Genomic DNA, 25,280 nt, shown 5'->3' on the forward strand with positions numbered 1-25,280 from the left:
TTTAATCCATATAATCTGTGGCAGAAAAACTTATTTCTTAAATTGTAATAAAGCCGATTTTGTAAAATCAGACAAAACCAATTTTCCTGTAATTGCTGCGCGTTCAAAAAGAAGCGATTCCCAGTTTTCTGTGCCTTCCCAGATTATTTTTTTCATTTCTGACAAAGCTTCTGGATTATACGAACTGAGTTTTTGAGCAAAATTTTCAACAACCTCATCTAATTTATCTGCTGTGTGAATCTCCGAATACAATTTGTGCTTTAAAGCCCATTCTGCCGATTTCCATTCTGTTGCTGCAAGTGTCATTTCGGTCATGGCTGGTTTTCCTATTTTTCTAGAAACCGCTGGTTCAATCACAAACGGACCAATTCCGATTGCCAATTCAGAGAGTTTTATTGCACTTTCGGGCGTTGCAAAAACATAATCGCAGGCCGAAATAATGCCGACACCGCCGCCAACAGCTTTTCCTTGCACTCTTCCAATAATTATTTTTGAGCAGTTTCGCATTGCATTCAATAAATGTGCAAAGCCAGAAAAGAATTCAATTCCTTGTTCATGATTTTTTACTTCTAAAAGTTCGTCAAACGAAGCTCCAGAACAAAATACTTTTGAGCCTTCGCTTTGTAAAACAATTACAGAAATTGTTTCATTTCGACTTAATTCATTAATTTCTAAAGTCAATAGATTCAATAATTGTCTAGGAAAAGAATTACTCGCTGGATGTCCGAACTGCACTGTCGCAACGGTATTATTTATAGTTGTCTGTAAAGATCCATTCTGATATTCTGAACTCATAAAAATTGATTTAAACGTAAAGTTACGGTTTTGAAAAATAATTCTGACTAAGACGTTTGAAATTTGTTTTTTGAGAATTAATTAACTTTATTTGCTAGGACTTTGGGGGATTAGCTCATTTGGCTAGAGCGCTACGCTGGCAGCGTAGAGGCGACCGGTTCGAATCCGGTATTCTCCACAAAACAAAAAACCTTGTAAAACAGATTTACAAGGTTTTTTTTATCTATTTTACAGAAATTATAATTTCCTATTTTTCATTGGCTGGATCATCACCACTAACATCTGCTTCCTCTTCTTTCTTAAAATCGTTATTCAATAAATTTTCAAGTTTCTTTTTCTCGCGCAGATTTTTACGAAGTGTAATTATGACAATTACTAATACAATCACTGCAACAACTGCTATTATTCCCCAATTGATTTCCATAACTTTAATTTTAAATTAAAAATAAAGTTTTTAGCATTACCTCACATTATCAAAAGGTTAAGAGTTTTATCATTATAAGACTAAAGAAAAAATGTATTTTTCAGAAGTCATTATCTCAATGATTTTCTTACATTTATCGATAAAGATTAAAAAATTTAAACTGCCATTTTATGAATAGTAAAACTTTTTCCATTTTTACATTTTCATTTCTTTTACTATTGTCTTGCAATAAGAAGCAAGAGCCTGGAAGCGTTGAAGCACTTCCCGCTCCTGTCGAAAATATCGAAAACGATTCTATAACCGATCAAGAAACTCCAAGAAAAGAAAGCATCAATTTATTTAATATAATGCCAAAAGACAGCAGTGATATAGCTTTTATTTCGCTGTCTGACATTTATCCGCTAAACGAAAATGACGCCGAAGCATTACCCAACATCGAAGAAAGGGGAATATTATCAGCAGAGTATATGACGCTCGAAGCGAATCAGCGAAAAAAATTTCTGTCTAAAATTAATATTTCAGAAAATGACTCTTTGTTTGCCTACGATTATGGAAAAAATAAACTCGCTCGTTTTGCTATTAAAAACTTAAAAGCTTCTGCATTACTCAATGGTTATTCTTCTCAGGAAGACTGGCCCTATAAACCATATGATTACATGGTTGGTTTTTCTATAAACAAACAATTACTTAACGGATTCAGCGAATATTATCGCGATGCAATAGTTTATGTTGGTAAAGAAAATCCGTTTTCAAAAGAGGGTTTAACGCCTATTGCTTGGAAAAAAACTACCGCTGCAGAATTTCCTTCTAAAGCCTTAAAAAATGAAGATCGAAAACTGCTGAAAAACACCACTTTGGGAGGTACGTATTTTTACAAAAACAATAATTTTCACTATTTCATACAAGATTATCTAGACAGCAGGAAAGAAGTTTTTGCTCGTCGCCTGTTTATCCTCAATGCAGAAACAAAAGATATTATTCTTGAAAAATTATACAGCCAAAGCGAAGGCACTTCTCCTTCTCCTCTAAACTATCAAAATCCTGACAACGTCATTGAGCAGTATACAGGTAAACTTTTTAAAGATAAACCGCCAGTTGTATTTGGTTTTCTTTACGAATCATTCGGCTGTCCAGTGATTTCATTGATAGACAAATCAAAAGAAGAAATTTACATTCAATGTGACAATCGTCATTAAAATGTTTTTTAGAAATTTTTGATTTTAAAAATAAGATTTAATGAATAATAGAATTTCAAGAATAAAAAATAATGTTCAAGACAAAAATTCTGAAGCCTGGCACAAACTCTGCGAATATATAGACAAAGTTGAAGCTGAAAATCTCGAAGAATTTTCCCCTTTAGAAGCATTAGGAAACGAACTTTATTCGCAGATTTATACATTGCCTGGAACCATTTCAAAACTTAAAAAAGTGAAGAAAATATGGTTATATGGAAGTAAATTAAAACGTATTCCACCCGAAATTGGAGAAATGGAATCGCTTGAATATTTTGATCCGTACACCTCTTATGATCTTCATTGGTTTCCTTACGAGATTACAAATTGCAAAAATTTAAAAGACAGCAGAGTAAGCACTAGAACGTTGTATGGAAATTATAAAAATAGAATGGGATTTCCATTACTGGATCATAATCCTGTAAGATACGAAAGCTCCACCGTTAAATGCAGTATTTGTAAAACAGAAATAAGTTATGAAGAGACAAACCAACTTTGGATTACAGTAAGAGTCGGTACCGATAATCTACCTTTGTTAGCCAATTTATGCTCGAAAGAATGTGAAGAAAAACTGCCTCAGCCTCCAAATGGTTATATTCCAAATCCGCATAAAGGAGGAGCAGGTTTAAAACAGCCAAACGACGATGAATGGGAATTTGAAAATAAAAAAACAGTCTCGCTTGAAGAAATTAAAAATCAAGAAAATGAGATTAAAGGTAAAAACTCATTAATAAAATTGGTTCGTAAAATTTGGGATAAATAACATCTGATTATCAAAGCTTAACACAGTAAATCCATAAAAAAATTGATACTAAAGTTTATTTGTAATAAAAATAACAGTCAACAAAATCTAAATCATGTCCGAATTAAGCTCATTATACTGCAAAGTCAAAATTACAAAACCACAGCTCGAAAAATTTCTAAACAGTCCGCTCGAAGAACCGCAGCTCAATGAAAATTGGTTAATTTTTTGGGAAAGCCGAAAGATGTATTCTAAATCAGTTTTAACGCAGGAACTTCTTCGTAATTATAATGACGAAAATAATAAGGAAGTTGTCGACGGCTGGATCGATTATCCTGAAGCAATGGCTTTTTCTGATTATGATGAAGCCAAAGAAGAATGGCATTGGGGAATGATGTTTTTCAGCGAAAATTATGTCGAAATGATTCCGATGTTTGCTTTTATCATCAGTTTAGAAAAATATGTAAGCGAAAGCCCAGAGAACCAAGCAATTGTTTTTCCTTTCTTTTGGGGCGATAATGGTGTAAATGCTTATGTATATTTTGAAAATGGAAAAGCGGTATTAAGTCCAAAAGTGCAGGTTTTAAAAGATGCCGATCCAAAATTTATCGAAGAAACTAAAGAATTCCTAAATAATAAATGGGATCAATTGAGTAAAGAAATGGATTTGGATAATTTGGATTAACTTTTAAACTGTAAGAAAAGAAATTATCTTTTATTTTGTCATTTCGAGGAACGAGAAATCTTCGCGAGCAACTCTTCAATCAAAATCAAACTTTGTGGAGTTTCTTATGAAGATTTCTCGTTCCTCGAAATGACAAACTGCATAACTTGAGAGTTCATATTTTCAATTTACCTCAACAAAAATCCCAATCGAATCGAACCATAAAAATATCCAGAATTCGTATCAATTCCTGGATCATTCAATTCTCTGCCACGGTATATGAAAGAATACGAAATATTAAAACTATTGTAACGATATTTCAATCCAGCTTCGGCATTAAAACGAAGGGGTTCCAAATCAAAAGTAATCGGACTTGTATCGTTAAACATGCTTCCTTCTATCGTGGCATCATAAAATTGATAATTGACACTTGGCATTGCATAGAAATAGAATTCTCTAATATCAGGCTGCGCATTCGCATTTACCGATGCATCATGAAGACTGGAATCGTAAATCGGAAGTAATTTTTTAAATCCAATTCTAGTCATAAATCCTGTTGAAACTCCTGTAAAAATAGTTCCCAAATTTGCTTCTGACTGCCAATGAAGATCTATAAAATCATTGTGTTTTGAAGGAAACAATTTTTTAGAATACATCACATGCGCCTGAAGTCCTAGCGCGTTATGAATTTGGTTTTCCCAGCCATAGACTTTTTTATAGCCGATAATTTTATGAAAACCTTCCTGTAAATCTTGTCCGAGTGCATTTGGTCCGACAAAACCAATTTGAAAATCGGTCTTTAAAACAGATTCACTTTGATAGAAAAAACTTTTTCCTGCTTCGGCAAAAAGATAGCCTGCAAAAGGCCTGTCGTTAATATCAACCGCAGTTTCATTTATAAATCTCGGATTGTATAAATATTGCCCAACACGAAATTCGGTTATTTTTTTATTGATCTTCGGATTATCATTTTTTGATAAATAGCGATAAAACAACTCTAAACCGTTTGTATAATACATATCATTTTTAGACGATGTGTATAAATCATTATCGGTAATAAAACCTATTTCAGAAGTTTTTCCTTGTCCAAAAGTCAACGTTACTGTTAAAATTAGAAAAGCAAAAAGTGTTTTTTTACTTTTCTTTACCATTGTAATTTACTTTTTTTCCAACGTAACGCATTTCGCGAACAATTCTTTCTTTTCTTCTATTAATATAACTTGAAGATCCCGTTGCTTTAAATTTTCGAGGATTTGGCAGAATTGCTGCAATTCCGGCCGCCTGCATCGGCGTTAAACTTGACGCGTCTCTTCTGTACCAATGTTCTGTTGCGGCATACGCGCCATAAACACCATCGCCCATTTCGATACTATTCAAATAAACCTCCATAATACGTTCTTTGCCCCAGATAATTTCGATTAAAACGGTAAAATAAGCTTCCAGACCTTTACGGAAATAACTTTTACCCTGCCATAAAAACACATTTTTTGCTGTTTGCTGCGAAATGGTACTTCCACCTCGAATTCGTCTTCCGCGTTCGTTGCTTTTATAGGCTTTTTGAAGTGCTTTAAAATCGAAACCGTTATGCGTTAGAAAAGTTCCGTCTTCACTGGCAATAACTGCTTTTTGCAAATTCATCGAAATTTTTTCAATAGGCTCCCAGTCGTGGTCAAAATAAACTTCTTTGCCATCCATTTTATTTTCGATGGCACGAATTAACATTAAAGGCGTAAACGGAACCGGAACATATTTAAAAAATATAACCGATCCGATAGATATTCCGAAAAACCACAAAGAAGCTTTTATAAAAAACCATTTTATTCTTTCACCCAAAGAGCGTTTTCCTTTTTTAGGAGCTGTTTTAGGTTTTGGTTTGGTTGCTACTGGTTTTTTAGGTGCTGGTTTTTTGGGTGCTGCCATTATATTAAATCTGCTAATTCTGTTCCTATTAAACTTCCTATTGCTACTCCCATCCCGCCCAAACGTACGCCGCAGAATACGTTTTCAGAAAGTTGTGAGACAACAGGATTCTTACTATTTCCGATTCCCATAATACCGCTCCATCGGTGCGCTATCTGAAAACTCTGATTTGGTAAAATTACATTTTTCAGCAAATCTTCCAATTTATTTTGAACAATTTTCGTCTGTCCAAATTCTGTTGTCGTTTCAGTTTCAAAATCAAGGTTTCTGCCGCCTCCTAATAAAATTCTATTTCCGATATTTCTAAAATAGTAATAACCGCGATCCAGATGAAAAGTTCCTTTAATATCCAAACCATCAATTGGTTCGGTTATTAAAACTTGAGCTCGTGCTGGTTTTACGGCTCCTTTTGTCAATGATTCGGCAAAACCATTTGTGGCAAAAAGTAATTTTTGAGTTTTAAAACTAAAATCATGCAGCGCCACTTCTACTTTATTTCCTAAATCAGAATATGACGTAATCGTCTGTTGATTTAGGATTAAAATATCTGCCGCTACAGCTTGTTTTAATAATTCCTGCATCATATTTCCGGTATCAATCTGCGCTTCAAACGGATTAAAAATCAAATATTCATTAATATTCTCAAACCCAAAACGATCTACTTCTTTAGCAAAAACATCGGCTTTGAAAAGTGGTTTTAAAACTTCATTTATAAACGGAATTTTCGAAATGCAATCATTAAAACCAAATTCATCTTCTTTCAAAAACAATTCGTAACCTCCGTGCGGTTTAAAATCTATTGCTTGATCTCCTAATCTTTTTCGAAGCAACTGCAATCCTTTCCAGCGTTTTTCGATTAAAGCAATTACGTCTTCTTCGGTATGAGTTTTTAAATCTTCTAGAATTTCAGAAAGGCTTCCGAAACAAGCAAAACCAGCATTTTTTGTACTTGCACCCTGTGGTAATATGCCGCGTTCTAAAACCAGAATTTTAGCCGTCGGAAATCTTTCGCGCAAGCGTAATGCCGTATGCAGACCAACAATGCCACTGCCGACGATTGTGTAATCTACGTTCGTAAACCAATTTTTAAGTTCCCAATAACTTAGTTCCATTTTTTTAATAAATTCCAATGTTTAAATTCCAAATTCCAATCTTGGGTTAAATTACAAAACTAACTTGAATTCCAATTATAAAATTCCAAAACCAGATTTAATTTAAAAACTCTAAATTAAAAATGTTACTTGAGATGTCAACGTGACAGTTTGGAATTTGGAATTTTAACAATTTATTGGAATTTAATTGTTGTATTTTTAGCCCACAAAAAATAGAATTTTTATTATGAAAAAAGTATTATTAACAACTTTAATAATGATGGGTTTAAACGCTATCGGACAGAATGTAATGTCGCCAGAATTGTTATGGAAATTAGGAAGAGTAACACCTCTTGGTATTTCTAAAGATGCGAAAAATGTAGTTTTTAAAGTTTCTACTCCTTCGATTGAAGATAACAAATCGACTTCCAAAATTTACACCATTCCTGTTACAGGAGGAAATGCAGTTGAAATTAAAGACACAAAAGATATTTTGGCTGACAAAAATATTTCGCCAGACGGAAAATTTTTGGTTTATAATGAAGAAGTAAAACTTGAAAAAGTTCTAGGAAAAGATTTTTATCCAAACTTAACAAAATCGGATGCTCAGATTTATGACGGTTTAGATTACCGTCACTGGGATACTTGGAACGAAGGTAAATTTAATCACGTTTTTTATAAAGAAAACAAAGACGGTGCAAAAGGAATTGACATCCTAAAAGGTGAAACTTTTGATTCGCCTCAAAAACCATTCGGCGGAGATGAAGATTATATCTGGTCTCCAGACAGCAAAAGCATTTTTTATGTGTCTAAGAAAAAAGCTGGAACGGCTTATGCAACTTCTACCAACACTAATATTTACGAGTACAATTTAGAAACTCAAAAAACAATAAATAGAACCGAAGACAATTTAGGTTACGATACTGCGCCGCAATTCTCGCCAACAGGAAATCTTTCTTGGCTGCAAATGAAACGCGACGGTTACGAGTCGGACAAAAACGATATTATTGTTGATTTTAAAGGAATCAAACAAAACTTAACAGCAAATTGGGACGGAACTGTAGATAATTTTATCTGGAGTAAAGACGGTAAAAAGGTATTTTTTGTAGCGCCTGTTGACGGAACAAAACAACTTTTTTCTGTTAATTTCCCTGGTTTAACTAAAATCGCAATCAATGTTCGTCAAATAACAAATGGTGATTTTGATGTGAATGATTTAGTTGGTTTTGCTGGAGACGATATTATCGCGACAAGAACTGATATGAATCATGCAGGTGAAATTTTCTCTTATAATTTGAAGAAAAACACTTGGAAACAATTGACTAATGTTAATACTGAAACGTACAAAACATTAACTTTAAGCAAAATAGAAAAACGTTACGTTACTACAACAGACGGTAAAAAAATGCTGGTTTGGGTAATCCTTCCTCCAAATTTTGATGCTTCAAAAAAATACCCAACTTTATTATTCTGTCAAGGCGGACCTCAATCTCCATTGACACAATCGTATTCTTTCCGTTGGAATTTTTCTTTAATGGCTGCTAAAGGTTATGTAGTTGTGGCACCAAACCGTCGCGGTATGCCAGGTCATGGTGTAGAATGGAACGAAAAAATCAGTAAAGACTGGGGCGGACAAGTTATGGACGATTACCTTTCTGCAATTGATGATGTTGCTAAAGAATCGTATGTTGACAAAAGTCGTTTAGGATGTGTTGGCGCTAGTTACGGAGGATATTCTGTATTTTATTTAGCAGGAATTCACAAAAACCGATTCAAAACATTTATCGCTCACGATGGAGTTTTCAATACTGTAAGTATGTTAGGAACTACAGAAGAAGTTTTCTTTAACAACTGGGATTTTGGCGGAGCATATTGGGAAAAAGATAATGCAGTAGCTCAAAAAGCTTATACTGTGTTTAACCCAGCAACTTTGGTTCAGAACTGGAATAAACCAATTTTGATTTTCCAAGGCGGAAAAGATTACCGTGTGCCAATCGGACAGGGACAAGAAGCTTTTCAGGCTGCGCAGTTAAGAGGAATCAAAAGCCGTTTTGTGTATTTTCCAGACGAAAATCACTGGGTTTTACATCCACAAAACGCTCAGGTTTGGCAGGGAGAATTCTTTAAATGGTTAGACGAGACTTTATAATTCATTTTAAAAGATAAAAAACGGCCGTAGATTTATATAATCTACGGCTGTTTTGTTTTGAAAACATAGCAATTATGTAACATAATTACGTAGTTGTACTGTTTCTAAAATAGATTTTTTTAGATAAATTGCAATAATTTATAAAAGCCGAAATCCCCAAATATCTACATTAAATATGGAAACCAAAAGAAGTTACACCGCACTCAAAGTTTTATTCAGTTATGTTGCTTTATTAGCTTTGGTGGTAACTGTAGGATGGTTTTTATATTCTGAATATGTAGTTTACAACAAACTGGAAGATAAGATTGCACTTGAAAAAACGAAAATTTTAAGAGTCAGCAAACTTTTTTCTAATGTTTATAAAACAGAAGGTTTGGCAAGACAAACCATTCAGACCAATTCTCCAAAAGATTTCAAAAATTATCTTATCGAAAGCGACTCTCTTCGTCTTCGAATTGATAGTTTAAAACAAATTGCCTCGACAGAATATCAAAGAACACTTTTGGACACTGTTTCGTTTCTGCTTTCGGAAAAATCAGAAAACATCAAACAATTAAGGGAAATAAAAAACAAAGCCGATGACGAAACTTCTGTAAACAACGCCATTGACGAAATCACCAAAATGGAGTTTAATTTACGAAAACTTGAATTAGAGGATTTTACAAAAAACCCTAATCAACTCGGAAGTTATCAACGCGGCGTATTACAACGTTATGTTGATTATTTAAATCAAAATATTCCCGACGACAGCACGAATACACTTAGTAAAAAAGCCTCGGATTCTATTTTAGCGAATTCGAAAAAGCTTTTAAGTTCTGTAAAACTGAAGGCCGAAAAAAAGAAAGAATCCCTAAACTTTGAAGAAAATAAACTGCTTCAGAACGAAATTGCTATTTCGGATCAGCTTCGAAAAGTGCTTCGAATCATTGAAAGGGAAATCATCAATAATTCTATCAAGAACAATTCATTAAAAGAAAAATCATTAAAAAGAATTAATGAAATCGTTACGGCTTCGGCTGTAATTGGCTTATTGTTGACCATTTTCTTTTCTATATTAATTGTAAGCGATTATTCAAAATCACATCTCTATAAAAAACAGCTCGAAATTGCCAATTTCAAAACCAAAAATTTATTGAAAAGCCGAGAACAATTGATCTCGACGGTAAGTCACGATTTAAAAACCCCTTTAAGTACGATTGTCGGTTATTCTGAACTTTTAGGAAATTCAGATGTTAATACCAAACAATTGTATTTCATCAAAAATATAAAAAATTCATCCGAATATATTACGCAGCTGGTTCAGGATTTATTGGATTTTTCTAAAATAGAAGCTGGAAAAATTTCTGTAGAAAAAGTGCCATTTCTTCTTCCTGAAATTATAGAAGATGTGGCCAAAAACATTCAGACCGTTTATAAACACAAAAACATTTCCCTTATAATTAATGTTAATGATCAATTGAACAAACGAATTGTAGGCGATCCTTTTCGTTTAAAACAAATTTTGACCAATATTATCGGAAACGCTTATAAGTTTACCGAAGAAGGACATATAAAAATTATCGCTTACCCGATTAACGAACAATTCTTTACCATTTCGATTGAAGATTCTGGAATCGGAATTGAAAAAGGGAATCAGAAATTGGTTTTTGAAGAATTTGCGCAGGCAAACGAAGGCATCGAAAAAAAATACGGCGGCACCGGTTTAGGATTGTCGATCTGCCAAAAGATTATTTCTATTTTGGGAGGAAAATTGAGTTTAGAAAGTACATTCGGAAAAGGGAGTACATTTGAAATTCAGCTTCCTTTATTATTCGATAACAGCACCCCTGCAGACATTACAATTGATACTCAAAAACCATTATACAAAAACACTAAAAAACAGACATTTATAGTAGTCGATGACGACATCAATCTTCTGAATTTAACCAGCGGCGTTTTAAAACAAGAAAATCATCAGGTATTGGCATTTAGCAATGCGGTCAAAGCATTAGAAACAATTCAGAACACCGCTTTTGATTTTGTGATTACGGATATTCAAATGCCAGAAATTGATGGTTTCATGTTTTTAGAACAATTGAAAAAATCTGAAAGTATTCCTTATAAAAATCAACCTGTAATTGCACTTACGGGCAGAACAGATTTGGATATTTCGATTTATAAAGAAGCTGGTTTTACGACTGTTGTTCAAAAACCATATTCTCCAAAAATTTTATTAGAAACTATTCAGCATATTTTGGATAATGAAGAATTGCCAGATGTTGAAATAAATGAAATGGAAGAGTCAGAAACTTTACAATTGTATTCTTTGGATACCTTAAAAGACTTTTTAGGACAGGACGAAAGTGCCTTAAAAGAGGTTATAAAATCTTTTATCGAAAGTAGTATTGATAATTTAGAGCTTTTAGAAACAGCTATTAATGATAAAAACGTTGAAGAAATTAAATCTATCGCGCATAGAATTGCGCCAATGTTCAAGCAAATTGAAGCGCGAGAAATTGGTGATACTTTGAAAAAAATCGAAAAAGACGAATATAAAATGAGCGAACTAAGGAACGTCTACAAAGATTTGATCACAAAAACTGCTGTTTTGTTTGAATCGCTGAAACAAGAATTACTTTAGAAAACAATTAAAGTTTATTGTTCTATATTATATTGTTTCAATTTATTGTAAAGTGTCTTTCTGGTGATTTTAAGCAGTTTTGCCGCTTCCGATTTATTGTTCTGCGCTTTTGACAAAGCATGAATAATAGCGTCTTTTTCATTATCAGATAATGAAAAACTGCCGCTTGCTGGTGTTTGTTTCTGAATCTGAAAAAATTCTGCTGGTAATACGTCACTTTCAATAAATTCACCGCGAGATAAAAGAGTCGCGCGTTTTACACAGTTTTGAAGTTCGCGTAAATTTCCAGGCCAGCTGTAATTCTGAAAAATAGAAACCACTTCTGGAGAAAATCCGATAATGTCTTTATTTAATTGCTGATTGGCTTTTTCTAAGAAATAGTCAGCAAAAACCATTAAATCTTCATCACGATCTTTTAAAGATGGAGACTGAATAGAGAATTCGTTGATTCTATGGTATAAATCTTCTCTAAAATCGCCGTTTTTTACTGCCTCGCGCAAATCTTCGTTTGTAGCCGTAATAATGCGTATATCGACGTTTATTTCTTTATTACTTCCAACAGGTTTAATTTTTCTCTCTTGAAGTGCTCTTAAAAGCTGAATTTGATTTTCGTATGAAAGGTTTCCAATTTCATCCAAGAATAAAGTACCGCCATTTGCCGCTTCAAAATATCCCATTTTATCGCTTATCGCTCCAGTAAAAGATCCTTTTAAATGCCCGAAGAATTCACTAGCCGCTAATTCTTTCGGAATCGCACCGCAATCTACTGCAATAAAATTATTGTTCTTTCTATTACTTTGCTGATGAATACTTTTGGCAATGATTTCTTTTCCCGTTCCGCTTTCGCCGATAATCAAAACCGACATATCGGTCGGACTTACTAATTGAATATGATCAAGAAGTTTTTTTGACGCTACAGAGATTCCTTTCACAAATTCATTCTCTCCTGAAGCTTGTTTTTTAACTGCTTTCTTTTGTTTAACAGGAACTTCTTCCTCCTCTTGAATTTGAGGTGTTTGAAGTGCATTGGTAATAACCAATAAAACCTCATCTGGATTAAAAGGTTTTGAGATATAATCTGCCGCACCATTTTTTATTGCCTTTACGGCAGTATTTACGTCAGAGTAACCAGTCATTAAAATTACTGGAATATGTGGATACGAATTTTTAAATTCAGACATCAATCCAATACCGTCAGAATCAGGCAGACGAAGATCTGTCAAAATCAAATCAAACGATTCGTTTTTAACAGCAACACGTGCTTCTGCAGCAGAGAAAGCAATCGTTACATCGTACGCTTTTTTGACTAGAAATTTTTCTAATAATTTACAAAACGCGATGTCATCTTCTATCAGTAATATCTTGGGCATTTGCTTTTATTGACTTTTTTGCTAAAATAATACTATTAAACTTGTCTTTTCATAAAATTATCAAAAAAAAAAGAGATTGCACGTCGCAATCTCTTTTTCACCAAAAACATAAATCTAAATTCACCTAATTATATTTTCAACCAGTTACCATTGACATCTGAGTAAACAGTAGCCTTTTGGTCTCCAACTGATATTTCGAGTTTGTACTCTTTTTTTTCGTTTACAAATGCTTTATCCAATTTTGCTCCTGGATAAGCAGTCTGCAAAGCTGTTTTTACAGCTGCAGGTACAGCATCTGCGGTAACTTCTGTATATTCTGTCTGAACAGAAATAGTCGTTACCTTAACTTCTTGAGAAACTGTCGACGCATTTGTCATCGACACTGCCCCTAAGAGAACAATTGCTGATAAGATTAGCTTTTTCATAATGCTGTATATTAATTATTTCTTGATGATATTACCTGAAGCATCTGTAAATACAGTATACTTTTTATCACCTGTCGAAATTTCCAGTTTGTACTGGTTTTTATCGTTTTTGTAAGCTTTCTCAAGCTTCGTGTTTGGAAACGATTTTTCTACAGTAGATTTTACCGCTGCTGGAACAGCATCTAAAGCAACTTCAGTAAATTCATCTTGAGCAAATACTGATTGAGTCATTGAGATTGTTTGAGGAACTGCGGCATTAACCGTCAAAGTTCCTAAAACAATCGCTGCTGATAAGATTAACTTTTTCATAATATAGTGGTTTAAAATTATTTTTGAAGAATTTTACCAGTAGCATCTGTGTAAACGATCGATTTTTCTCCTCGAACGGTTACCTCAATTTTGTACTCTTTTTTATCATTTACCCATGCTTTTTCAAGCACTACACCAGGATAAGCCTCATCTAAAGATTTTTTAACAGCAGCTGGAACGCCATCCACTTCTTTATATCCATCCTGATCATTAACTGTTTTTACAATTTCATTAGTAATAACAGCGGTTTCTGCGTGCATCGACAAACTGCCTAAAACAATTGCTGCCGATAAGATTAACTTTTTCATAGTAATAGTTTTAAAGGGTTAGTTATTCAGTTATTTTTTAATCCAAGTTCCGTCTGCGTTAGCAAAAAGATTTCCTGTTTTATCTCCAACAGTTACTTCAAGCTTATATTCAGATTTTGTATTTTTAAATGCTTTTGTAAGCACTGCGTCTGGATATGCTTTTTTAAGTGCGTCTGTTACAGCTGTAGGAACTTCTACTACTTTAATTTCTGTAAATTCGTCTTGAATAGAAATTGTTTTAACGATTGTATTTGAAATTGGCGAAGTTGAAGCAAATGATGTTAAACCTCCCAAAACGATTGCGGCTGATAGAAATAAATTTTTCATGATAGTTGTATTTTAATGTTGTTAACTTAATTTTAGTATTCTTGATCTGGATTTTCATCTGAATCTTTATTGAATACTATTATTTTTGAATCCAAGTTCCGTCTGCATTAGCAAAAAGGTTTCCAACTTTGTCACCAACAGTAACATCTAGTTTGTACTGTGATTGTTCGTTTTTATATGCTTTTGTAATTACTGCATCTGGATAAGCTTTTTTCAAAGACTCTGTAATAGCTGCTGGTAATTCTTCTAATTTAATTTCTGTGTATTCGTCTGCAACAGAAATCGTTTTTACGATTGTATTATTTACTTGTGTTGTTGAAGCGAATGAAGTTAAACCTCCTAAGACAATTGCGGCTGATAAAAATAAATTTTTCATAACGTATATATTTAAGATTAATAGTTGTTTACGCTTTAGGTAATGAAATTATTATGCCGCAAAAGAAAAGAACTGTGCCAAACTATGCAAAAGCCTATATTTAAAGGCTTTTACTAAAAACTCATTAAAACATTAAAAAAGAAAAAGTGTGTAACGGGCAGATAAAGTGTGTAATAAGTATACACTTAAAGTGTAACCTTGTGGTGAAATTCCAAATTTTAAATTCCAAATTCCAACGTTGAAGATTAAAAAACTCTAGATTTGAGATTTGGAATTTTTAATGATTGGAATTTCTCAAGTACTTATAAAAGAAAAAAGGCTGCCAAAAATTGACAGCCTTTATATTATTCCTCTATTGAATTCATTTTGAATGTATCCATAAATGCAGTTGTATAATCTCCTGCAATATATTTTGGATCATCCATTAATTGTCTGTGGAAAGGTATTGTTGTTTTCACACCTTCGATTACAAATTCGTCCAAAGCTCTTCTCATTTTACTGATTGCTTCTTCACGAGACTGCGCTGTTGTAATTAACTTAGCAATCATAGAATCGTAGTTTGGCGGAATACTATAACCAGAATATACGTGAGTATCTAAACGAACTCCGTGTCCTCCTGGCATATGAAGCGTAGTAATTTTTCCTGGTGAAGGACGAAAATCGTTGTAAGGATCTTCAGCATTAATACGACATTCGATAGCATGTAATTCTGGAAGGTAGTTTTTTCCAGAGATTGGAATTCCCGCTGCCACCATAATTTGCTCACGGATCAAATCATAATCAATAACTTGTTCTGTAATTGGGTGCTCTACTTGGATACGAGTGTTCATTTCCATGAAATAGAAATTTCTGTGTTTGTCAACTAAAAATTCTACAGTTCCAGCACCTTCATATTTAATAAATTCAGCAGCTTTTACAGCAGCTTCTCCCATTCTTGTACGAAGTTCGTCTGTCATGAAAGGTGAAGGTGTTTCTTCAGTAAGTTTTTGGTGACGACGTTGTACAGAACAATCTCTTTCAGAAAGGTGACAAGCTTTTCCGTATGCATCTCCAACTACTTGAATTTCGATATGACGTGGTTCTTCAATAAGTTTCTCCATGTACATTCCGTCATTTCCAAATGCTGCAGCCGCTTCTTGACGCGCACTTTCCCAAGCTTTTAAAAGCTCATCTTCTTTCCAGATAGCACGCATTCCTTTTCCTCCACCACCAGCAGTAGCTTTCATCATAACTGGATAACCAATTTCTGCAGCTGTTTTTTGTGCATGCTCATAAGAATCAAGTAATCCGTCTGAACCTGGTACACAAGGAACTCCTGCTGCTTTCATTGTAGCTTTTGCAGAAGCTTTATCTCCCATACGGTCGATCATTTCAGGAGCGGCACCAATAAATTTGATTCCATGCTCTTGACAAATTTTTGAGAATTTAGCATTCTCAGAAAGAAATCCATAACCTGGATGTATTGCGTCTGCATTTGTAATTTCTGCAGCAGCAATAATATTTGACATTTTCAAATACGATAAGTTACTTGGAGGAGGTCCAATACAAACCGCTTCATCTGCAAACTTAACGTGTAAACTTTCTGCATCGGCTGTAGAATAAACCGCAACAGTTTTAATTCCCATTTCCTTACAGGTACGAATTACACGAAGTGCAATTTCTCCTCTATTCGCAATTAATATTTTTTTAAACATCTTATTTTAATTAGATAATTAGACAATTCGATAATTAGATAATTTTAGATGGTTAACAATATTCGATGCGAGCCATTCTAAAATCTAAAATCTAAAATCTAAATTTATTTATGATGGATCAACTAAGAATAAAGGTTGGTCAAATTCTACTGGAGACATATCGTCAACTAGAATTTTTACGATTTTACCTGAAACTTCTGATTCGATTTCGTTGAATAATTTCATTGCTTCAATTACACAAAGAACATCTCCTTTTGCAATAGTACTTCCCACCTCTGTGAAAACTGGTTTGTCTGGAGATGGTTTTCTATAAAATGTACCAATGATTGGAGATTTTATAGTAATATATTTAGAATCGTTAGCAGCTGGTGCTTCTGGAGTTACATTTACAACTGTTGGAGCAGTAACTTGCGGAACTACCGCTTGAGGTAAAGCAGCCTGAGCTGGTAATTGCTGTACGTAAGTTGCCTCAGTTACATTTGTTTCTAAAGTTGTTCTGATCGTGATTTTTACATCATCCATTTCTAACTTCACTTCTGCAACGCCCGAATTTGCAACAAATTTGATTAGGTTTTGAATTTCTTTTAAATCCATAATGATTCGTTTTTAGTTTTAATTTATTTCTTATCGTAAGCCCATTTCAAGTAAATAGATCCCCAAGTGAATCCACCACCAAATGCAGCAAAAATAACATTATCTCCTTTTTTGAACTTGCCTTCAAAATCAGCTAACACTAAAGGAAGTGTTCCTGAAGTTGTATTACCATATCTTTCGATATTTACCAATACTTTATCTTCTTCAAGTTCTAATCTTCCTGCAGTAGCGTCAATGATACGCTTATTAGCTTGATGCGGCACTAACCAGTCAACATCTTGATTTGTCAAATTATTTCTTTGCAAAATCAATTCGCTGGCATCAGCCATATTTGTTACAGCATATTTGAAAACAGTTTTTCCGTCTTGCATAATATTGTGCTGTCTGTTTCTTACTGTTTCTTCAGTAGGCGGGATTAAAGAACCTCCAGCTGGAATTTTAAGGAAATCACGTCCAACTCCATCGCTTCTTAAATATTCATCCTGTAAACCTAAGCCTTCATAATTTGGTTCAAAAAGAACCGCTCCCGCTCCATCACCAAAAATAATACAGGTTGCTCTATCTTTATAATCTACGATCGAAGACATTTTATCTGCACCTATTAAAAGTACTTTTTTGTAACGTCCAGACTGCACATAAGCAGCCGCTGTAGACATTCCGTATAAGAAACTTGAACAAGCAGCCTGCAAATCGTAAGCGAATGCATTTGTTGCTCCAATTTCTGTTGCAACATAAACTCCTGTAGAAGCCACCATCATATCTGGCGTTGCTGTCGCCATTATCACCATATCAATCTCAAGAGGATCAATATTAGCTTTGGCTATTAAATCTTGTGCTGCTTTTATAGCAAGGTACGATGTTCCTTTATCAGCATCTTTAAGAATTCTTCTTTCTTTAATTCCAGTACGAGTGGTAATCCATTCGTCGTTAGTGTCGACCATTGTTTCTAAAACTTTGTTCGAAAGTACAAAGTCTGGAACATAGCCTCCAACAGCTGTAATTGCGGCTGTGATTGTATTCATTATATTCTATTATTTCCTTTCAAATATTTTGTATTTGAAAAATTTTTAAAAGACTCGAAAATTACAAAAAAAAACGAAGCGAATTTGTCTATATTTTCTTAAAAAACAAAAATTATAACCAACAAAAAAAACTCTCACGAAGTGAGAGTTCTAGTATAATTTAGAAAAACGTATTAAGCAACCGCTTCAGATTTATCGATCACAACTTGTCCTCTGTAGTACATTTTACCTTCATGCCAGTAAGCTCTGTGGTATAAATGTGCCTCTCCAGTAATTGGACATGTAGCGATTTGAGCTACAGTAGCTTTGTAGTGAGTTCTTCTTTTATCTCTTCTTGTTTTCGAGGTTTTTCTCTTAGGATGTGCCATTTTACTATATTATTTATCCGTTAATAGTTTCTTTAATTTTTCCCAACGCGGGTCAATATCTTCTTCTTTATTCTCTACTTTTTCTTCTTTGACTCTTAATTCATTCAGCTTATTTAAAGCTTCTGTCTGAAGACTTCCGTCTTTTACTCCTGGATGAACTCGTTTTGATGGAACAGATAGCACGATCATTTCATAAATATATTGTGAAACATCTAACTCAAATTCTCCATGAGGCAAGATTAACAGCTCTTCATTATCGTTATTGAATTCATCTCCAAAACGAACAATTAATTTCATTTTCCCTTTTATAGGAAGATCAAAATCTTCTCCTGTTAGATCGCAAGGTACATTTACAGTTCCTTTATGCTTAAAATCTAACTCAAGCATTGTGCTTTTCTTGTCTAAAACTAAATCTACTTTGATTGCTGAATTTTGAAATTCATCATACTCAAAGTTCTCAAAGAACTCATTACTTATCTGATACTCAAAATGGTGTTTTCCTAGTTTTAATCCTACGAAAGGAATTAAAAATTCTTTTAATTTGCTCATTTCAACATCAATTTGAACAATTCGGTTCTAAAACTAGATATCCGAATTGGGGTGCAAAGATATAAAATTATTATAAATCTAATAATCTTATTCACCTTTTTTTGTTTATAACTGTTTTTCTTTTATTTTAAGAGGTTTTTGGCTAATCTCCTCATACTGATTACGCGAGCGAAAAATATCGATCGCAAGATATACTGCTTCTTTAAATGAATTGTAATCTGCCATATCTTTTCCAGCAATATCATAGGCTGTACCGTGGTCAGGAGAAGTTCTTACTTTATTTAAACCCGCTGTATAATTCACTCCTTTACCAAAAGACAATGTTTTAAACGGAATTAAACCTTGATCATGATACATCGCTACAATTGCGTCATATTTCTCATATTGAGCACTTCCAAAAAAGCCATCTGCAGGAAATGGCCCAAAAACCATTGTACCGGCATCAAATATTTTTTTCAGAACTGGCTTTAAAATCAAATCATCTTCTTTTCCGATTACACCGCCGTCTCCACAATGCGGATTTATTCCTAAAACTGCAATTTTCGGTCTTACGATGCTAAAATCTTCAATTAAAGATTTTTTAATGGTTTCGATTTTCTTAGTAATTAATTCTTCTGTTAAATGAGAAGCCACATCATTCAACGGAACATGATCTGTGATTAAACCCACTCTCAAATTATCCTGTACCATCATCATTAAAGCATTTCCTTCTAACTGCTGATCTAAATAATCAGTATGCCCTGGAAATTTAAAATCTTCTGACTGAATATTGTATTTATTTATAGGAGCCGTAACCAAAACATCAATATCACCGTCTTTTAAAGCTTTTGTTGCAGCTGTAAAAGATTTTATGGCATACTCTCCTATTTTCTCGTCATTTTTTCCAAAATTAATATCTACTCCTTCTCTCCAAAGATTAAAGACATTTACTTTACCCGGCAGCACCTGATCCAATTTATCAACTCCATGAAACTGTACAGTCGATGTAAAACTTTTTTTAACAAAAGAAAGTATTTTAGCATTTGCAAAAATAACCGGCGTGCACATTTCCAGCATACGAGAATCTTCGAATGTTTTCAAAATAACTTCGCTTCCAATACCGTTAAGATCTCCAACCGAAATTCCAACAATTATATTTTCTGCTTTTTTATTCATGAGCTCAGGGTATTTATTACTAATTTTGATGTGCAAATTTAGTAAAATAAAACCACAATGTTCACAGGAATTATAGAAACCCTTGGAAGGATTCACGAAATACGAAAAGATCAAAACAATCTTCACATTACAGTTGAATCTTCAATAACAAATGAATTAAAAATAGATCAAAGCGTTTCGCATAACGGAATCTGCCTTACGGTTGTCGCAATAAACGATTCTTTTTACACCGTAACTGCAATTGACGAAACGATTTTAAAAACTAATATCGGCGATTGGAATACTGGCGATATTGTCAATTTAGAAAGAGGAATGAAACTTGGGGATCGTCTCGACGGTCATATAGTACAAGGTCACATAGACCAAACAGGAACTTGTATTAAGATCGAGGAAGCAAACGGAAGCTGGAATTATACTTTTGAATATGACAAAAACCTCAACAATATTACTATTGAAAAAGGTTCAATCACAGTAAATGGAGTGAGTTTGACAGTCGTAAATTCTAAAACAAACGAATTTAGCGTATCAATTATTCCGTACACTTACGAACACACCAACTTCAAAGATTTTAAAGTTGGAACAAAAATCAATCTTGAATTTGATGTTATCGGAAAATACATCTCAAGACTTTACGCTATTAATAAATAGTCATTAAACTTTTTTGATCATAAAAAAAGCTTCAGATTAAACTGAAGCTTTTCTTATTTTATTTTTATACAGAACTGTAATTCCTAAAGCGGTACCCGCTATCATTAAGAAAACAATATTTTCATTAATTGGAATTCCTGGATTTACCGGAACTCCAGGACTATCTGGATCTGGCAGATCTTGCGCAAAAGCGACAGAAAAATTTAGTAATACTAAAGCAATTAATAGAAATGGGGCTTGTAATTTCTTCATAAACTCTACCTGCTGATAAACAGAATACTTAGTTAATAAATACACTAATAGAAATTTCGGACAAAAACTACTTTTTAACGAAATTCTTCGACAAAAGTATAAGTTTTTTGCACAAATACAACTTTAAAAACAAAAAAGCTTTGCACAATATTTAACATTTTCAGGAATAATCAAAATAAAGTACAATCCTAAATTAAATACGTAGCTCAATTCTGTATTTTTTAAATAAAACCAAAAAACTTTTATGAAATTACATTTCGAAAGAGTCTTGACGAATTAATATATTTGCATAATTAAAATAAGAACCTCAAAAGGTCATTCAATAAATCAGGCAAAATAGATGAAAAAAACAGTTGGAAGTTTGTATGCGGGTGTAGGCGGTATATGCATGGGTTTTAAAAATGCCGGATTTGAATTAGAATGGGCAAATGAATTTGACAAAAATGCCTGCACTACTTATAAGAACAATTTCAAACATAATCTTATTGAAGGCGACGTAATGGCTTTAGACGTTACCGCTCTTGAAAAAATAAACATTCTAACGGCAGGTTTTCCTTGCCAGCCGTTTTCGGTTGCGGGTTATAGAAAAGGTTTTGAAGATAGCAGAGGAAATCACTTTTTTAAAATTTTAGATTTTGTAGATGAAATGCGTCCTAACGTAATTTTTCTTGAAAATGTAAAAAACTTAAAAGGGCACGATAAAGGAAATACGATCAAAGTAATCGAAAGCGAAATTAGAAAACGTAATTATACTTTTGACAGTGCGGTTCTCAACACTAAAGATTTTGGAAACATTCCTCATAACAGAGAAAGAATTTTCATTGTAGCTTTTGATAAAGATTATATCAAAGATGATAAATTCGAGTTTCATTTTCCTGAAAAAGAAGACTTAACGAAATCAATTAAAGATCTTATTACCAAAGAAAAGGTCGACGAGAAGTTTTATTATCACGAAGATAAATACATGTATGATATGCTGAGAGAATCTATCACAAACAAGGATAGAATTTATCAATTTAGACGACAGTATGTTCGTGAAAATAAATCCAGCGTATGCCCTACGCTAACCGCTAATATGGGAACTGGAGGACACAATGTACCACTTATCACAACCGATTTTGGTTTTAGAAAATTAACTCCCAGAGAATGTTTTAGATTTCAGGGTTTTCCTGACGACTTTAAACTTCCGGCGATTTCAAATTCTCATTTGTACAAACAAGCTGGAAACTCAGTAAGCATGCCCGTTATTCAAAGACTAGCATCAGAAATATATAAGGTACTTGAAAAAGTAGAAGCTAAAAAGACCAAAAAGGCTAAAGAAAAAGCTTAAACTGCCCATCCTGAGCTTCAGTTATTTTTTCGATAAAAGATTCGTATTCATCTAGTTTTGTAAAATCTATAAAATAATCATCATTTGTAGATTTTGTAATCTTAACGCTGTCGTAACCTATTTTTCTAAGCTTGCCATATGTCAAGAGTTCGTTTTCTTGCAGCATTAAAACATCTCGAAGCATCCAGTCGGCAAGTGCTTTGTTTGGATTTGTCATTAAAGCTTTGCTTCCATCTTGACACACTTTTGCAGAAAGAATATTTCCGTTCGGAATTTTAAGATTAAAAACAACATCTTTCTCTGGAAAAAAATCGGGAGCATTATTTCTTATTTTTGAAGGTATGCCAATATAAACTTCACCTGGATCTCTTTTTCTTCCGCCGGCATTCCATTGATTCAACTGACTTTTTTCAGGAACAATAGGTTCTTTTGACTTCTTTTTGGCTTCGGGAGAATACAAAGGCAGAATTACGTAATCTACAAACGGAATCAATTCTTCTTCCGTCAATAAACCAATTGCACTTTGAAGATTTTCTTTCGCAAAAGCAGTTTCTTTTTTAATGTCAGATTTCGATAAATCTAAAAGTACATTAATTGGTTCATCTAAAATCTCAACAGGAATTTCGATACAGTTTTCAGGAATTACAAAGCGTTTCATTAAAACACTTTTCGAAAAATTGAAATTGTATTCGTTTAAAGCATCTTTGAATTTTAATGAACTTTTGGTTTCTTCCAGAATTTCAATTGATGTTTTATCAATTAAATCATAAGAGGTTTCAAAAACTTTGATTAGAAATTTATCACGCCCAATAATATGATACACTCGGCTTTGAGTGTTATAAAGTCGGTCTGCAAAAGCGATTCTTTCGTTTCTAAAATCGGCTAGTTTGTTTGCCAGATCCAAACCTTTAAGTATTCTTAGCTCAGAACTTCGTGAATTAAACTCGGCAACTTTTTCAATTTTAGAATTTCCGGTTAATACAAATGTTTTAATTCCGACACCGCATCCATTAATTACAGCATCATATGCCACATCGGCGCGCGCCAGATTATCGGCACCAAACGCTTTACAAAAAGCATTTTCTGCAACTCTATATTGAATAAAAGGTTTATCTGAAGAACTAAACAAATTCGAAAACGCGCCAATTGCTTTTAAAGCGCTTGTATAATTTTCGATATTTTGATTTGTTTGAGTTTTTAGAAACATTATTTTGAAAGTTCGATTTCTTGTCTAATTTTTTCGATGCAAGATTCTAATTCTTTTTGGATTTCTTTACTCCAAAACCGTAAAACTTTCCAATTCTTAGAAAGTAAATGTTCATTGACTTCAATATCGCGTTTCATATTTCGTTCAATTTTCGGAATCCAGTATTCTCGGTTCGATTTGATTCTGATCTGCTGGGTTTCCCAATCTTTTCCGTGAAAAAATTCGCTATCAATAAAAATGGCAATCTTATAACTGGCAAAAGTCAGATCTGGTTTTCCAAATATCTTTTTGTTGTTTTTGCGATACCGATAACCCAATTTCCATAAAGCCTTTGCAAGCCTTACTTCGTCTTTGGTATTCGTGCTTTTTATCGCCTGCATATTTTTCCTCCTCTGTTCGGGAGTTAAATTATCCATTTCTTTAAGATTAAATTTGTCTTTAACCTTAAAGATACTTCATTTTATTTTAAATATTTTCCTTTCAGAAAAAACTAATTTGGTATTTTCGTTTTTCCACAAAACCCAACTCCAAATATGAAAATGTATATTTTAGTAAAACAGAATGTTCCCGATAAACTCGTTCCTGTTATCGCAGCGCATGCATCGCTGGCGTGTTTTAGAAAATTCGAACATACCGAAAATATGCAGCAATGGATAAATGGAATTTTCAAAAAAGTGGTTTGCAGTGTAAACGAAAAGGAATTTGAAAACGCAAAAAATGAACCCGATAATGTAATCCTAACAGAATCTTCTTTAGACAATCAAGAAGTTTGTATTGTTTTTTCTCCAAGAGAAGAATATTCTAAAATGTTTAAATTTTTAAAAATGTGGACACCGCAAAACAATTAATATTTTGTATTTTTTATTTTAAAACAGAATACAAACGATCTAAATGATATAAATCGACAGATTGGATATAATAATTTGCTGCATCCATTTTTGTTTTGCCATTCAGCAAAGCATTTTTAGGAATAATATATTGATTTTTAATAATGTACTGAATTGTTTTTATTGAACAGCAACCCGGAATATCATAAAACCAAAATGTTTCTTGAATTTTCTGCCATAAATTTTCTTTAGTTTCAAAAACTCCTTTTAAAATATTTTTTATATCAGGCTTAATTCTCACCAAAACAAAAAAGTCGTAAACCGCAGTTTTCAAAATATCATGATTCGGAATATACATTCCTTCAGAATTCCAATCTTTAGTTTCTAAAAGAAAAAGGTTCGAGAAAAAAGCAGCCGACTTTACACATATAAATTTTCCGTTTGCTTTTAAATCGGTTTCATCCCAAATTCCTTTTCTATGAATACTAAAATCAGGCTCTTCCACTTCGATATTCTGGAGTTTTAGGTTTTCATATAATATAATCTCTGCCAATTTTCCTTGAAAAGTATTTTGGAAAATCTCGAGTGGCGTTCGATTCAATTGTCCACCAGATCTTGTAATTCGATGAAATCCTTCGCCATAAACCATTTCATAAGCAAAATCAAAAGCTTGTTTTACAAAAACAGGATTCACAACATGTCCTTCAAAACTCTTTTTTGAAGTAATGAAATAGCTGTTATCCTTTTGATTTAATTTCATGGTTGCACTATTGTTCATCAAAAATAAAGAATACATTTTTATTTTGATAGAATAATATTACAAAATTACTTTGCTCTAATAAAATGCCTCTCCATTTCTGTAATCTCGCAACACTTTAGCGA

At 33.3% G+C, this 25,280-nt stretch carries 29 protein-coding genes and 1 tRNA gene; 9 read left to right on the forward strand and 21 right to left on the reverse strand.

Going from position 1 to position 25,280, the window contains the following annotated elements; all coding sequences use genetic code 11:
* Positions 1-30: 30 nt before the first annotated feature.
* Positions 31-795 (reverse strand): enoyl-CoA hydratase/isomerase family protein, encoded by a 765-nt coding sequence (locus ACFSC2_RS00635; protein ID WP_379817319.1) that lies wholly within the window; start codon positions 793-795, stop codon positions 31-33.
* A 104-nt stretch (positions 796-899) separates the two neighbouring features.
* Between ACFSC2_RS00635 and ACFSC2_RS00640 the strand changes: the two genes are divergently transcribed.
* Positions 900-973: transfer RNA gene (locus tag ACFSC2_RS00640), tRNA-Ala, on the forward strand.
* A 69-nt stretch (positions 974-1,042) separates the two neighbouring features.
* Here ACFSC2_RS00640 and ACFSC2_RS00645 read toward each other — a convergent pair.
* Complete coding sequence (locus ACFSC2_RS00645; protein ID WP_379817320.1) at positions 1,043-1,219, reverse strand: hypothetical protein; 177 nt, start codon at positions 1,217-1,219, stop codon at positions 1,043-1,045.
* 170 nt (positions 1,220-1,389) lie between these two features.
* On the opposite strand from ACFSC2_RS00645, the gene ACFSC2_RS00650 reads away from it, so the two are divergent.
* From ACFSC2_RS00650 to ACFSC2_RS00660, 3 genes are all read left to right on the forward strand, one after another.
* Positions 1,390-2,415, forward strand: a complete 1,026-nt coding sequence (locus ACFSC2_RS00650; protein WP_379817321.1) for an oxidoreductase — start codon at positions 1,390-1,392, stop codon at positions 2,413-2,415.
* 40 nt (positions 2,416-2,455) lie between these two features.
* Positions 2,456-3,214, forward strand: coding sequence for a leucine-rich repeat domain-containing protein (locus tag ACFSC2_RS00655; protein WP_379817322.1), 759 nt, complete (start codon positions 2,456-2,458; stop codon positions 3,212-3,214).
* Between the two features lie 94 nt (positions 3,215-3,308).
* A complete protein-coding gene (locus ACFSC2_RS00660) occupies positions 3,309-3,878 on the forward strand; it encodes a hypothetical protein (protein WP_379817323.1) in 570 nt (189 codons plus the stop codon).
* Between the two features lie 167 nt (positions 3,879-4,045).
* Here the strand turns inward: ACFSC2_RS00660 and ACFSC2_RS00665 are convergent, their stop codons facing one another.
* From ACFSC2_RS00665 to ACFSC2_RS00675, 3 genes are read right to left on the reverse strand one after another with little or no spacing between them, the layout of a single operon-like run.
* Entirely contained in the window at positions 4,046-5,008 is a 963-nt protein-coding gene (locus ACFSC2_RS00665; protein ID WP_379817324.1) for a lipid A deacylase LpxR family protein, read from the reverse strand.
* Positions 4,992-5,777, reverse strand: coding sequence for a monofunctional biosynthetic peptidoglycan transglycosylase (gene mtgA / locus ACFSC2_RS00670; protein ID WP_379817325.1), 786 nt, complete (start codon positions 5,775-5,777; stop codon positions 4,992-4,994). The genes ACFSC2_RS00665 and mtgA overlap by 17 nt, the downstream gene beginning before the upstream one ends.
* A complete protein-coding gene (locus tag ACFSC2_RS00675) occupies positions 5,777-6,889 on the reverse strand; it encodes an NAD(P)/FAD-dependent oxidoreductase (RefSeq protein ID WP_379817326.1) in 1,113 nt (370 codons plus the stop codon). The genes mtgA and ACFSC2_RS00675 overlap by 1 nt, the downstream gene beginning before the upstream one ends.
* A gap of 226 nt (positions 6,890-7,115) precedes the next feature.
* Between ACFSC2_RS00675 and ACFSC2_RS00680 the strand changes: the two genes are divergently transcribed.
* Together ACFSC2_RS00680 and ACFSC2_RS00685 are read left to right on the forward strand one after the other, a co-directional pair.
* Positions 7,116-9,017, forward strand: a complete 1,902-nt coding sequence (locus tag ACFSC2_RS00680) for a S9 family peptidase (RefSeq protein ID WP_379817327.1) — start codon at positions 7,116-7,118, stop codon at positions 9,015-9,017.
* 175 nt (positions 9,018-9,192) lie between these two features.
* Positions 9,193-11,637 carry an ATP-binding protein gene (locus ACFSC2_RS00685; RefSeq protein WP_379817328.1) on the forward strand — a complete coding sequence of 815 codons (2,445 nt, stop codon included), beginning with the start codon at positions 9,193-9,195 and terminating at the stop codon, positions 11,635-11,637.
* Positions 11,638-11,651: 14 nt separating this feature from the next.
* Here ACFSC2_RS00685 and ACFSC2_RS00690 read toward each other — a convergent pair whose 3' ends face one another.
* The 12 genes from ACFSC2_RS00690 to pdxA form a co-directional block, all read right to left on the reverse strand.
* Positions 11,652-13,007 carry a sigma-54-dependent transcriptional regulator gene (locus ACFSC2_RS00690; protein ID WP_379817329.1) on the reverse strand — a complete coding sequence of 452 codons (1,356 nt, stop codon included), beginning with the start codon at positions 13,005-13,007 and terminating at the stop codon, positions 11,652-11,654.
* Positions 13,008-13,135: 128 nt separating this feature from the next.
* Positions 13,136-13,432, reverse strand: coding sequence for a PepSY-like domain-containing protein (locus ACFSC2_RS00695; protein ID WP_379817330.1), 297 nt, complete (start codon positions 13,430-13,432; stop codon positions 13,136-13,138).
* A 15-nt stretch (positions 13,433-13,447) separates the two neighbouring features.
* A complete protein-coding gene (locus tag ACFSC2_RS00700; protein WP_379817331.1) occupies positions 13,448-13,741 on the reverse strand; it encodes a PepSY-like domain-containing protein in 294 nt (97 codons plus the stop codon).
* Positions 13,742-13,758: 17 nt separating this feature from the next.
* Positions 13,759-14,049, reverse strand: coding sequence for a hypothetical protein (locus ACFSC2_RS00705; RefSeq protein ID WP_379817332.1), 291 nt, complete (start codon positions 14,047-14,049; stop codon positions 13,759-13,761).
* Positions 14,050-14,079: 30 nt separating this feature from the next.
* Positions 14,080-14,376 carry a hypothetical protein gene (locus ACFSC2_RS00710; protein WP_379817333.1) on the reverse strand — a complete coding sequence of 99 codons (297 nt, stop codon included), beginning with the start codon at positions 14,374-14,376 and terminating at the stop codon, positions 14,080-14,082.
* A 79-nt stretch (positions 14,377-14,455) separates the two neighbouring features.
* Complete coding sequence (locus ACFSC2_RS00715) at positions 14,456-14,752, reverse strand: hypothetical protein (RefSeq protein ID WP_379817334.1); 297 nt, start codon at positions 14,750-14,752, stop codon at positions 14,456-14,458.
* Positions 14,753-15,096: 344 nt separating this feature from the next.
* Entirely contained in the window at positions 15,097-16,446 is a 1,350-nt protein-coding gene (gene accC / locus ACFSC2_RS00720) for an acetyl-CoA carboxylase biotin carboxylase subunit (RefSeq protein ID WP_379817335.1), read from the reverse strand.
* A gap of 108 nt (positions 16,447-16,554) precedes the next feature.
* Positions 16,555-17,040 carry an acetyl-CoA carboxylase biotin carboxyl carrier protein gene (accB, locus tag ACFSC2_RS00725; protein ID WP_379817336.1) on the reverse strand — a complete coding sequence of 162 codons (486 nt, stop codon included), beginning with the start codon at positions 17,038-17,040 and terminating at the stop codon, positions 16,555-16,557.
* A gap of 23 nt (positions 17,041-17,063) precedes the next feature.
* Positions 17,064-18,062, reverse strand: a complete 999-nt coding sequence (locus ACFSC2_RS00730) for a beta-ketoacyl-ACP synthase III (RefSeq protein ID WP_379817337.1) — start codon at positions 18,060-18,062, stop codon at positions 17,064-17,066.
* Positions 18,063-18,235: 173 nt separating this feature from the next.
* Positions 18,236-18,430: a 50S ribosomal protein L32 gene (gene rpmF, locus ACFSC2_RS00735; protein WP_008465217.1), complete on the reverse strand. Its 195-nt coding sequence runs from the start codon at positions 18,428-18,430 to the stop codon at positions 18,236-18,238.
* Positions 18,431-18,439: 9 nt separating this feature from the next.
* Positions 18,440-18,979 (reverse strand): YceD family protein, encoded by a 540-nt coding sequence (locus tag ACFSC2_RS00740; protein ID WP_379817338.1) that lies wholly within the window; start codon positions 18,977-18,979, stop codon positions 18,440-18,442.
* A gap of 105 nt (positions 18,980-19,084) precedes the next feature.
* Complete coding sequence (pdxA, locus tag ACFSC2_RS00745; protein ID WP_379817339.1) at positions 19,085-20,134, reverse strand: 4-hydroxythreonine-4-phosphate dehydrogenase PdxA; 1,050 nt, start codon at positions 20,132-20,134, stop codon at positions 19,085-19,087.
* Between the two features lie 57 nt (positions 20,135-20,191).
* Between pdxA and ACFSC2_RS00750 the strand changes: the two genes are divergently transcribed.
* A complete protein-coding gene (locus tag ACFSC2_RS00750) occupies positions 20,192-20,782 on the forward strand; it encodes a riboflavin synthase (protein WP_379817340.1) in 591 nt (196 codons plus the stop codon).
* Between the two features lie 36 nt (positions 20,783-20,818).
* Here the strand turns inward: ACFSC2_RS00750 and ACFSC2_RS00755 are convergent, their stop codons facing one another.
* Positions 20,819-21,034 (reverse strand): hypothetical protein, encoded by a 216-nt coding sequence (locus ACFSC2_RS00755; protein ID WP_379817341.1) that lies wholly within the window; start codon positions 21,032-21,034, stop codon positions 20,819-20,821.
* 340 nt (positions 21,035-21,374) lie between these two features.
* Here ACFSC2_RS00755 and dcm point away from each other — a divergent pair, with 340 nt between their 5' ends.
* Positions 21,375-22,364 carry a DNA (cytosine-5-)-methyltransferase gene (gene dcm, locus ACFSC2_RS00760; protein WP_379817342.1) on the forward strand — a complete coding sequence of 330 codons (990 nt, stop codon included), beginning with the start codon at positions 21,375-21,377 and terminating at the stop codon, positions 22,362-22,364.
* On the opposite strand, the gene ACFSC2_RS00765 is transcribed toward dcm, so the two are convergent.
* Positions 22,348-23,571, reverse strand: coding sequence for a restriction endonuclease (locus tag ACFSC2_RS00765; RefSeq protein ID WP_379817343.1), 1,224 nt, complete (start codon positions 23,569-23,571; stop codon positions 22,348-22,350). The two genes, dcm and ACFSC2_RS00765, sit on opposite strands and share 17 nt — an antisense overlap.
* Complete coding sequence (locus ACFSC2_RS00770) at positions 23,571-23,987, reverse strand: very short patch repair endonuclease (protein ID WP_379817344.1); 417 nt, start codon at positions 23,985-23,987, stop codon at positions 23,571-23,573. The genes ACFSC2_RS00765 and ACFSC2_RS00770 overlap by 1 nt, the downstream gene beginning before the upstream one ends.
* Before the next feature lie 117 nt (positions 23,988-24,104).
* On the opposite strand from ACFSC2_RS00770, the gene ACFSC2_RS00775 reads away from it, so the two are divergent.
* A complete protein-coding gene (locus tag ACFSC2_RS00775; RefSeq protein ID WP_379817345.1) occupies positions 24,105-24,419 on the forward strand; it encodes a peptidyl-tRNA hydrolase in 315 nt (104 codons plus the stop codon).
* A 13-nt stretch (positions 24,420-24,432) separates the two neighbouring features.
* Here ACFSC2_RS00775 and ACFSC2_RS00780 read toward each other — a convergent pair whose 3' ends face one another.
* Entirely contained in the window at positions 24,433-25,194 is a 762-nt protein-coding gene (locus ACFSC2_RS00780) for a hypothetical protein (RefSeq protein ID WP_379817346.1), read from the reverse strand.
* Positions 25,195-25,280 lie beyond the last annotated feature (86 nt).

Source organism: Flavobacterium artemisiae, assembly GCF_042678225.1.
In the GTDB taxonomy this organism is placed as follows: Bacteria; Bacteroidota; Bacteroidia; order Flavobacteriales; family Flavobacteriaceae; genus Flavobacterium; species Flavobacterium artemisiae.